This is a genomic window from Enteractinococcus helveticum (genome assembly GCF_020742345.1).
GTDB classification, from domain to species: Bacteria; Actinomycetota; Actinomycetes; order Actinomycetales; family Micrococcaceae; genus Yaniella; species Yaniella helvetica_A.
The window spans coordinates 21,065-28,357 of record NZ_DYXC01000100.1 but is presented as its reverse complement, the minus strand read 5'-3'; the positions used below and the strand labels follow the sequence as shown (position 1 = coordinate 28,357).

Below are 7,293 nucleotides of genomic sequence, written 5' to 3'. Positions count from 1 at the left end.
GGGCAGGTGTCCACGACGACGTTCATGCCGGCATTGAGCGCCTTATCGACCGCTTCGGGTCCATCGACGTCCTTCTGGAACCAGATGTTTTTAACGCCTTTGCGGATAGCCTCATCGACGACGCCAACTGCAGCGGCGCCATTGACGAATACGTGCACGACGTCAACGGGAAACGGGATTTCGGTCAGTCGCCCAAACGCCCTGTCGCCATTGACTGGTTCTCGCCGGAGATTGACCGGGACGACATGCATGCCGAGTTCGGATTTCAAAAAAGAGGCAATGGGTTTGGCGACACGGTCGGGGCTGTCGGTGAGTCCCACGACCGCCCAAGTGGCACCGGGAGTACCAAGAAGAGAAGCAATGAGCTGCGGATTATTGGCCGCTTCGGGCCGATGTGAAAGTTGTGTCATGCCACCACTATAAAGTTGTGATACACGTCACGTCTAGCGTGGTGATTTACCTTGCGTGCTTCAAACCGTATCCTTAGAGTTGATTCTTCTTCAGGAGGTAGCGTGGCCCAAGTGGTGTATTCGACCCGGTTAGCTCAGTTATGTGCAGCTACCGGCGTGGAAACCGTATTTATTCCAGAGCAGTTATGGAATACACGACTCAGCGAAGCGTTTGCGGATGCCCAAGGTAATATCGCAACCGCCGACGGCATCACCGAGATCAACTTTCAGGTCGTGCCCACTGGTACTGCCGATGGTGCGGTCATGGCAGCTGCAGGATATCGACACGCAGGTGGCCCGCCTGCCGCGGTGGTATTGGATGCGTCCCAGGACTTTCTGACGACCCTGGATAAGATTGGCCAAGCGGTTCGAGATAAGCTGTCAATGGTCATCATCCTGGTGGAACCAGATGAACAATTCAATGGCGTCAATGCAAACTGGGCAAGCCTGGTGACCGGCCTTGGGGCCATTGCTATCCCAGCGGGTGAAGCCGAAAACGCCTCGCAGGCCATGGTCGATGTGATCGAGGGGCTCAATAAGCAGCTGCCCTCCGTGCTGATTATTAAACCTGAAAATCTGGACGCCGAAATTACCGATGAAGCCGAACCAGAATTTGCTGCTCCACGCACCGGGGCTGTCCCCCAGGCGTCCCAGGTCGTGCGTGCCGCTAAATCTTTAGCCCAGGCTCGCTGGCCGCTGGTAATTGCCGGTCGGGGTGCCCGTCATGCTAAATCGGCGCTGGTGGACCTGGCTAAGACGACCGGCGCCTTGTTGGCAACCTCGGCCGGGGCTCACGGACTATTTGAGGAACAAGATTTCAATATTGGTGTGCTGGGACCTATTTCCACGCCAACCACTGCTGAGTTGGCGCGCAATGCCGATGTGATTGTCTCCTTCGGGTGTGCTTTAGATGATTGGACCACGCGAGATGGCAAACTCATTGGTCCCAATGCCTTATTGATCCAGGTCGACACCTCGCCCTGGGCGGTGGGGCGCTTTACCCCGGTGTCGCAATCGCTGATCGCCGATGCACAAGCAGTGGCAACCTCCCTGGACTTGGAAATCAACAAACTGCTGGCCGAACCCAAAGTCGGCTATCGCACCCAAGAAACCGTCGAGCAACTGACCACCAAGTACTGGAATTCCCGACCCATCCCAGAACACCAACTGCGCGAAGACACGGTGGACCCGCGCGCGTTTTTGAACCGGTTAGAAGAGGTCCTGCCGGAACAACGTACGGTGATCGCCGACCAGTCAGCCCAGGCCGGCTATGCGACCAGCTACCTGCGGGTTTTAGATCACCGCGGCTACATGTTTTTCCCTTCCGGGGCGGTCGTGGCTGGCATGGGTGCTTCGATTGCACGCGAAGACCGCATGATCGTCGTCGTCACCGATGAATCTGGATTCATGGATGCGCTGGCCGATTTCCGAACCGCAGTGGCGAATCTGCAGCGCGGCGCGCTGGTAGTGTTCCAGCAAGAAGCCCCCGTGATGGAGATGGCACGCTACTACGGCCTGCCGGTGCATGAGGTCACCAGCCTGGACCAATTACACGAAGACATGTTTACCTCGGGCGTGGTGGTCTTAGCCGTCCAGCAACAATAAACCCGAATCGCGAAGTCATTTGCGCGCGCTGACCGAACGTGCTGAGCTGAGCTGATGAGTACCGTGAAACTGTCGATCCTTGACCGCGCCAACACTCGGGTTCACGACGGCGCTACCGTCTCCGCCCGACAGATTTTTGCTGAGGTCACCCGGCGGGCGAAAGCCGCAGAACAGTTGGGTTATCACCGTTTTTGGGTTGCCGAACATCACTCGGTGCCCGGGATCGCAGGCTCGGCCCCAACCCTACTCATCCCCCATCTGGCCGCAGCTACCTCACGCATTCGTTTAGGCACCGGCGGGATTATGGTGCCCAGTCACCAGCCCTTGGTGATTGCCGAACACATTGGCACGCTGCAAGCACTGGTGGGGCCGCGCTTCGATGCCGGTCTGGGCGCTTCGGTGGCCTTCACGAAACCGGTGCGCAACGCCCTGCGGCAGCCCGACGATGCCAAAGACCATTTTGGCCAGGACGTCGACAATCTCATCGCCTATTTGGACGGCACCGCAGACATTACCGCTTACCCACAAGACGCTTCGCAAACCCAGCTCTTTGTGCTCACCGGCGGAGGCTCTGCCAAATTCGCGGCACAACGCGGCATGGGCTTGGTGCTGGGCGGTCCAGCGGTGACCAACGGCTTGAAGCCCGCCCCAGAAAGCAACACAGCTGTGGCAACCTACCGTGAACATTTCACGGCCGCTGAGCCGCGCCAACAACGGCCCTACATCATCGCCTCGGTCAATATTGCGGTCGCCAAAAGCCGCCAGGCCGCTGAAGATCTGGTGTTATCCGAGGCGTGGGCGCTGACCCGGTCTCGCAGCATCGGCGTCTTCCAACCGCTCGAAGCACCCGCAAGCATCCGCGCAGCCAAGCCCTCAGCCCAACAACAACGGCGCATTGACCGACTCCTGGCCACCACCATTTACGGCACGCAGGACGACGTCGTCGAACAAATCCACCGGGTGCTTGCTTATACGCAGGCCGATGAGGTGATGGTGACCGGGAATATTTGGGATCCGACCAGCCAGCAGGAATCTGACCGACTACTCATCGACGCCTGGCGGGCGGTCAACGGCTCCTCAGCCAGCTGCTCTACCAAAGCGAATCAGTCTTGACCTTCAACTTTTTGGATCGCATACTGGTGGCAAATGAGTGAAGCTAAAGGTCCGGAAATCAACTGGCTCGCGGCAGCTGGTTCAGCGCTCGGGTCCGTCACGTCAGCGGTGTTATTATCCACGCTCGGGGCAAGCGGCACCATTATCGGCGCTGGTCTCGGGACACTGGTTATTACCGTTGGCGGCACGGTTTATGGGCACTATTTACAGCGTGCCAAAACCAATATCGAAAAGACCGCTGACAAGGTCAAACGCAATCACCTCGACAACAAGAATCAGCGCCGGCAGCCCGATATGACACCGGTTACAGCCCAGAAGGATCCCGGTCAAGCCACCGACGCGACGCGCACTACCAATAGCATGCGACCAAGTGTCAAACACCTGCTGCGTGACATTTCCTGGAAACGGGTTGCGTGGTTAGCTGCCGGACTCTTTGCCCTGACCATGGTGATCATCTTTGTGTTTGAGCTGACAACCGGTCGTCCCGTGTCGTCCTTGACCGGTGGTACCAGCCCTGACAGCACCGGCACCTCCTTGACCGGGGTGACCGACCCAGCCAGCGAAGATACGCAGCGGGGACCAGAACAGCAGCAAGACAGCCCTGAGACGCCACCGCCAGCCCAAATCCCAAGCGAACTTGACGACGACGTTATGCCAGATGAATCAGAGCCGACTGCAACGGTAGAACCAGAAGTACCCCTGGAGATACCCGAGGAACAGCGTGAGGAACAAACCGATCAGCTGCCAGAACAGGCGCCTCTTCAAGAACAACCTGCCGAACCCACCCAGTAGCTTCAAGTAGCCAGGCTTATACGTCGTCGTCGGTGGATAACGCCGTACCAAATAGAGTTGCCCACCGTTTTCCGCGCTATCCTTCGGCTGCTGTAAACGGCAGCCCGGATCGGTTGTGTGGACGTTATTGCGCCAAGTTTAGACGGTGGCGGTTGCACCCAATTTATAGCTTGCCCCGATGTGGTTTTCTGGGAGGTGATCGCCCCGGTCAAAGAGTTTCTGACGCAGCGTGCCTTCGGCGTATTCGGTCTTATAGCGCCCGCGCTCCTGCAGCTCTGGGACAACGTATTCAACGATGTCTTCAAAGGTTCCCGGAGTGATGTGGTACGCCAGGTTGAAACCATCGACATCAGTCTCGTCCTGAATCTTGATCAGTTCCTCGGCAACGGTTGCACCGGATCCGATCAGGATGGGGCCGAATCCACCAACACCGACCCATTCGGCAAGTTTGCGAACGGTCCATTCTTCGCCGTCACCGGAAGCCTTGCGGAAGGTTTCGGCAGCAGACTGGATGGCATTGGATTCGATGTGACCAATCGGAGCATCGAGGTCGTATTTGGAAAAGTCGACTCCCATCCACCCGGACATCAGTGCCAGCGCACCTTCGACGTCGGCGTACTGTGCCAGATCGCGGTATTTCTCTTGCGCTTGGTCATCTGTTGCACCGGTGATGATGGTCTGCATAGCAAAGACCTTGATGTCATGGGGATCTCGGCCAGCTTCAACCAATGCCTGACGGGTCTTGGCAATCGAGCCGGCCAACAGTTCATAGGTGGGTGAGTTCAGGAACGTGGCTTCAGCGTGTTTGGCACTGAATGCTCGGCCGCGGGTAGAAGCACCGGCCTGGTAGATCACCGGGGTGCGCTGTGGCGATGGTTCGGTCACGGCCGCACCTGGAACCTTGAAGAATTCACCTTCGTGTTCGATGTTGTGAACTTTAGTGTGGTCCGTAAAGACACCGGTTTCGCGGTTGAACTGGACGGCGTCGTCTTCCCAGGATCCTTCCAGCAGCTTATAGATGACTTCCAGGTATTCATCGGCGTGATCGTATCGACGATCGTGTTCCATTTGATCGTCATTACCCATGTTGCGGGCAGCCGACGGCAGGTACCCGGTCACAACGTTCCAACCAACACGACCCCCGGTGAGGTGATCCAGTGTGGCCAGACGACGAGCGAAGGGGAATGGGTGTTCATACGCGGTGCCTGCGGTGACACCAAAACCGAGGTGTTCGGTGACAGCAGCCATTGCTGAGACCAGCAAGAACGGGTCATTCACCGGCACCTGGGCACCAGATTTCAGGGCAGCATTAGCGTTGCCACCATAGACGTCATATGGGCCAAGAACGTCGGCGATGAATAGCCCATCAAAGAGGCCTTTTTCTAACGTCTGAGCCAGGTTGGTCCAGTAGGACAGTGTGTTGTAGTCGCGGGATTGATCCTGCGGGTGGCGCCATAAGCCTGGTGATTGGTGGCCGACACAGTTCATGTCGAAGGCGTTGAAGAGGATTTGACGTTTTGATGACACGATGAGCTCTCCTTCCATCGGTTCTGGCGGTAGCACCTTCCCCGTACAGGGTGGTTGCTGCGGCGTCGTCGAGCCAGATCTCTTAGCCGCTCTGGATGGTTACAGCTATTGATTCAAACACATATGTGACCAACATTGCCAATCGTTTTGTCATATTGTTGTGCACCCAACAGCTGTACGAGCGTATACTCATCGAGGTCAATTTGTAAGAAAGGTAGCAACATGTCAACGCAAACCACAGGTCAGCAGCCAGTTAAACTGGCCAAAACGCTGACCAATATCGATGCGCTGGCGCTGGGTTTCGGCGCCATGATCGGTTTCGGTTGGGTTGTCCTCACCGGCGGTTGGATTGAAAACGCAGGCACCATGGGTGCTGTTGTGGCAATCCTTGTTGGTGGTGCGATCATGGCCGCCGTTGGGTTGGTCTATTCTGAACTCACCTCGGCGATGCCACTAGCCGGTGGCGTACACCAATACGTTTTGCGCGGTCTGGGTCCGCGCTTCGCGTTTATCGGGTCTTGGGCCCTGGTGGGTGGTTATGTCACGATCGTGGCCTTCGAGGCCGTGGCGTTCCCGCGTACCGTGGCCTATATTTTTCCGGAGATTAACGCCATCCCACTGTGGGATGTCGCCGGTGATACAGTTCACCTGACCTGGGCGCTTATCGGGGTGATCGGGGGTCTGGTGATCACCTGGCTCAACGTTCGAGGCGTCAAACAGGCTTCGATCGCCCAGAACTTTACGATCATTTTCCTGCTGGTTGTGGGTGCGCTGATGATCTTTGGTTCAGCCACCCGAGGCGAAGTGTCCAATATGGAACCGTTATTCACCCCGGGCACCGCTGGATTCTTTACGGTGCTGATCGCCATTCCATTTTTGTTTATCGGTTTCGATGTCATCCCGCAGTCCGCCGAAGAGGTCAACGTGCCAGCCCGCAAGATCGGCCGGTTGGTGATCATCTCGGTTGCCATGGCCACCGCATGGTACGTGATGGTCGTGGTGACGACGTCGTCTGCCATGGGTGTGGGCGAGCTAGCCCAAGCCGATATCGCCGTCGCCGACGCTTTCGGTGCGCTATTCAACTCGCAGCTAATGGCCAATATTCTTATCGCCGGTGGTATTGCCGGTATTTTGACCTCGTGGAACTCGCTGCTGTTGGGCGCCTCACGCCTGGTGTACTCCATGGCGAACACCGGTATGCTGCCAGCCTGGTTCGGCAAATTGCATCCCAAGTACAAGACCCCGGCCAATGCCCTGTATTTCATCGGTGGGTTGTCCCTGTTGGCCCCATTCTTTGGTGAAAACATGCTCACCTGGCTGGTGGACTCGGGCGCCCCATCGATTATCATTGCCTACTTCATGGTCTCGGTGATCTTCATTGTGCTGCGCCGTCGCGACCCAGATATGGCTCGTCCACTGCGTATCGGTGGCACCGGCCGCGGAGGCGAAATCATCGGCTGGGCTTCCATCATCCTCACCGGCGCGCTATTTAGTGTCTACCTGCCCGGCATGCCATCGGCACTAGGCTGGCAGCCATGGTTGATCTTTGCCATCTGGTGGGGCATTGGCGCACTGTTCTTCTTCAAGGTGCCGACCGGGGTACAACCGGGCCCGAATGCCGGCCAACGCGTCTTAGAAATTGTCCAAGAACGACGTCGTACAAAACAACGTTCCTAATGTGACCGCGTTGCTGGCGCCGACAATTATGGCGTGGCACCTGCCCGGTTCTGTGGGTGGGCGTCACGCCATTTTCACGCTCCGGGGCGTCCGGCCGAATCGTGCTGTATTTTCATTTTGGCCCCTTCTA

General features: G+C 57.3%; 6 protein-coding genes and 1 riboswitch. Of the genes, 4 read left to right on the top strand and 2 right to left on the bottom strand.

Going from position 1 to position 7,293, the window contains the following annotated elements; all coding sequences use genetic code 11:
* A partial coding sequence (locus K8V32_RS09380) for a CoA-binding protein (RefSeq protein ID WP_303906297.1) occupies positions 1-410 on the bottom strand: 410 nt, incomplete at its 3' end.
* Between the two features lie 102 nt (positions 411-512).
* On the opposite strand from K8V32_RS09380, the gene K8V32_RS09375 reads away from it, so the two are divergent.
* From K8V32_RS09375 to K8V32_RS09365, 3 genes are read left to right on the top strand one after another with little or no spacing between them, the layout of a single operon-like run.
* On the top strand, positions 513-2,054 hold the full coding sequence (locus K8V32_RS09375) for a thiamine pyrophosphate-binding protein (RefSeq protein ID WP_303906293.1): 1,542 nt from the start codon (positions 513-515) through the stop codon (positions 2,052-2,054).
* A 54-nt stretch (positions 2,055-2,108) separates the two neighbouring features.
* A complete protein-coding gene (locus K8V32_RS09370; protein ID WP_303906291.1) occupies positions 2,109-3,167 on the top strand; it encodes an MsnO8 family LLM class oxidoreductase in 1,059 nt (352 codons plus the stop codon).
* Positions 3,168-3,200: 33 nt separating this feature from the next.
* Complete coding sequence (locus K8V32_RS09365) at positions 3,201-3,959, top strand: hypothetical protein (RefSeq protein ID WP_303906288.1); 759 nt, start codon at positions 3,201-3,203, stop codon at positions 3,957-3,959.
* Between the two features lie 138 nt (positions 3,960-4,097).
* On the opposite strand, the gene K8V32_RS09360 is transcribed toward K8V32_RS09365, so the two are convergent.
* A complete protein-coding gene (locus K8V32_RS09360; protein ID WP_303906285.1) occupies positions 4,098-5,504 on the bottom strand; it encodes an LLM class flavin-dependent oxidoreductase in 1,407 nt (468 codons plus the stop codon).
* A riboswitch (SAM riboswitch) is annotated at positions 5,498-5,588 on the bottom strand. (Overlaps the previous gene by 7 nt.)
* A 120-nt stretch (positions 5,589-5,708) precedes the next feature.
* On the opposite strand from K8V32_RS09360, the gene K8V32_RS09355 reads away from it, so the two are divergent.
* A complete protein-coding gene (locus K8V32_RS09355; RefSeq protein ID WP_303906282.1) occupies positions 5,709-7,163 on the top strand; it encodes an APC family permease in 1,455 nt (484 codons plus the stop codon).
* Positions 7,164-7,293: the final 130 nt, after the last annotated feature.

Excerpts from the sequence above, each read along its gene's own strand:
- K8V32_RS09370 (WP_303906291.1), top strand. The coding sequence starts at position 2,109 with ATGAGTACCGTGAAACTGTCGATCCTTGACCGCGCCAACACTCGGGTT.
- K8V32_RS09365 (WP_303906288.1), top strand. The coding sequence starts at position 3,201 with ATGAGTGAAGCTAAAGGTCCGGAAATCAACTGGCTCGCGGCAGCTGGT.
- K8V32_RS09360 (WP_303906285.1), bottom strand. The coding sequence starts at position 5,504 with ATGGAAGGAGAGCTCATCGTGTCATCAAAACGTCAAATCCTCTTCAAC.
- K8V32_RS09355 (WP_303906282.1), top strand. The coding sequence starts at position 5,709 with ATGTCAACGCAAACCACAGGTCAGCAGCCAGTTAAACTGGCCAAAACG.